General features: G+C 61.1%; 1 protein-coding gene. It reads right to left on the reverse strand.

Annotated features, from left to right (window positions below):
• Nucleotides 1–123: 123 nt before the first annotated feature.
• A partial coding sequence (locus VGP75_RS18770; protein ID WP_327545109.1) for a hypothetical protein occupies nt 124–1727 on the reverse strand: 1604 nt, incomplete at its 5' end.

The raw sequence follows: 1727 nt of genomic DNA on the forward strand, positions 1-1727 counted from the left end.
TCTGCGCGGTAATGCGGTCAGGCGCGATTTCGCTCTCCACGAAGTCAACGGCCTCGCGCACAGCGTTGGTGACTGTGCTCTGGATTTCGGTTTCCGTAAGGCGTTTCGGTTTCATGGTGTCTCCTATTGCGCCAACAGGCCTTGCATCGGCATCGCTTCACCGCCCGCCGCGCCAGCCTGTGTTGCTGCTGTGCCGCGCGCCACGTTCTGTGCGCCAGTCATTATCTGGTTTACAGCATCTGCAAGCCGCTGCATCCCGCTTTCGTCAATGATTGCGTTGCGGACGATCTGCGGGTCTGTAGAAACCAAGATTTCTGCAATGCGCGCACGCTCTGCATCCGTCAATTCGGTGCGGACGAGCCGTTTCATTATTTTGCTTGCCACGTTCAGCGTCTCAACAGGGCTTCCGCCAAGAACGGCTGAAACCTCTTCCGCACTGAGACCAAGCCCCTGCCGCCCAGCTTCAAGCGCCGTTTCCGTTGTCTGGCTTCCCGTGCCAATCAGGATCTTGCTGGCCGCTTCTTGTGCATCAGACGCGATGTCAATCGACTTCAGCACATCATCAAGCTGGTCTTGCGGGAACACCTCACGCAGCACGCGGCCTTCTTTGGTTTCAGCATTAGCAAGGTTACGGATCATGCTTTGACGCGATCCGGTGGCAGCGCGGGCCTCCAAGGCTTGCATCAAGCCAGCGCGGAATGCTGCAACGGCCTCATCAGAATTCTGGCCTTGGGACAGTTTTGCGAAATCAACCAGTTTTTCGTTTACGTCGCCAGCCAAGGCTTTCTGCCCCGCCTCGTATGCATCGCGGTTGGCCCGCACAGCGGCAGCTTGGGCGCGGGTCGTTGCCAGTTCTGGGATGCTCATATCAAGCAGCCCGCGCAGTTCCTGCTCAGCGCCACGGACAGCCCCGCCAGCGCCACCCATGCCCTCGCGGTAAAGCGTGCTGGCCCGGTTCTGAACTGCCCGCCGGATGCTCTCTGCCTCGGCTACAGTGGGCGCTCTGGTGAACTCAACCGCCCCTTCTTCCGTGACTTTGAAAAACGGCGCGGACCCAGTTTCTGCCCGCAATTGCATTTCAACTTCCTTGGCCGCGCTAGGCACGCGCCGAAGTGTGTCGGCAAGGCCTTCAACAACTTCATCAGGGGCGACCTGACGCGCAAACGGGGCATACGCCGCACGCTCTGCCGCTACAGTTGCTTCCTCGCTGGCACGTCGTGCTGCCGCCTGACTGCCCGCCCCAGCATCGCCCAGATACTGACGCATCTCTGCCATAGCCGCCGCACGGGTCTGGGCTGGACGACCCACCATGCCCTGCTGAATAATCGTTGATGCCTCGCCGCCTTGGGTGCGAAGGGCGCGGACTGCCGCCTGAATAGTTTTGTTCTCCGCCAGCAGACGACCCTCAATGATGTCTTGGGTGATTTCGTCAGGCGTTTTCCCCGTCTGGGCAACGAGCCGCTGGATTTCGTTTTCTACAACTGTAGATCCCCGCCCCCCGACAGTCCTGCGGGCGCTGTCAACGAGTCGGTTGGTCAGGCCGCCGAGAGCCTTGGCCGCGCCGTAGCCTGCAACGCCTGCACCACCACCAAGAGCCGCACCAGCCGGAACTCGCGCCAGACGCTCTTGAAGCCCGCCCTCACCCGTCCCGAACGCATATGCAGCGCCTTCCGCAGCGGCGCGTCCACCCGCCCGCAGCAATGAACTTTGACCGCCAGGAATGAGCG

It is taken from the genome of Yoonia sp. (assembly GCF_036007805.1).
GTDB lineage: Bacteria > Pseudomonadota > Alphaproteobacteria > Rhodobacterales > Rhodobacteraceae > Yoonia.